We start from the raw sequence: 871 nt of genomic DNA, 5'->3' as shown, positions 1-871 counted from the left end.
CTGCGATGGCTCGCAGAGCTCTTGCGTGTCATCATCCGAGCCTTCTTCGAGACCGTCCCGGCTCGAAACACCGCTTAAGCCGGGCGCCGGCGCCAGTTCTTCACGAACGACGAAATCGATTGTTCTCGCGTCCGTCATTGCCGTCAGCGCGCTCGCCTTGGCGTCGCCTGCCGACGCCAAGGGTTGCATCAAGGGCGCGATCGTCGGCGGCGTCGCCGGTCATTATGCCGGCCATCACGGCATGCTCGGCGCCGCCGCCGGTTGCCTCTACGGCCGCCATCACGCCAAGCAGCAGCGCCAGCAGCAGCCGCAGTCACAGCCCGCGCAGCAGGAGAAGCTGTAGGATCAGCTGTGAAGCCACATCTCCAGAAACGTGAAGCACATTCCGGGAACGCCGTCCGTCCCGGCCGCGTTGTCTCCATGCGTAACGGAGACGATGATGACGAAACCAAAGACAAAGACCATCCAGCCCGTTCCCGACGACAACAAGAGCCACAAGGGCCCCGGCAGCACCCCGAGCGTTCCCATCGACACCACCAAGGGGCATCGCGACGACGAGAAGCACAACATCCGCGAGCAGGCCGCGCACGGTAATCTGACCCAGAACACCAGCAACAAGCGATCGGGTTAGACGCAAGGCGAGCATATTCCGCCGTCGTCCCGGCGAAGGCCGGGACCCATAACCCGCGGCGGATGTCGTGAACGGGATTCGTCGTTCCATTGTCTTTCACGATGATCGTCTGTGGTTATGGGTCCCTGGTTTCGCACTAGCGTGTCTACACGGTTTTGGGGCGCGACAGATTGACTCGGTGCAGCAAGAAGTGGCGTCTCTGCAGCATGTTGTATGATTCTCTCACTGGCGCTTTGATTC

At 61.7% G+C, this 871-nt stretch carries 2 protein-coding genes; both read left to right on the top strand.

The window, feature by feature from the left end; genetic code table 11:
* Positions 1 to 118: 118 nt before the first annotated feature.
* Complete coding sequence (locus ACZBJS_RS42610) at positions 119 to 343, top strand: hypothetical protein (protein WP_316399540.1); 225 nt, start codon at positions 119 to 121, stop codon at positions 341 to 343.
* Between the two features lie 96 nt (positions 344 to 439).
* Positions 440 to 631, top strand: coding sequence for a hypothetical protein (locus ACZBJS_RS42605; RefSeq protein ID WP_172646835.1), 192 nt, complete (start codon positions 440 to 442; stop codon positions 629 to 631).
* Positions 632 to 871 lie beyond the last annotated feature (240 nt).

Source organism: Bradyrhizobium sp. KZN70725, assembly GCF_055264925.1.
The sequence above is the reverse complement of the archived record's forward strand: the minus strand, read 5'-3'. Positions and strand labels throughout refer to the sequence as shown.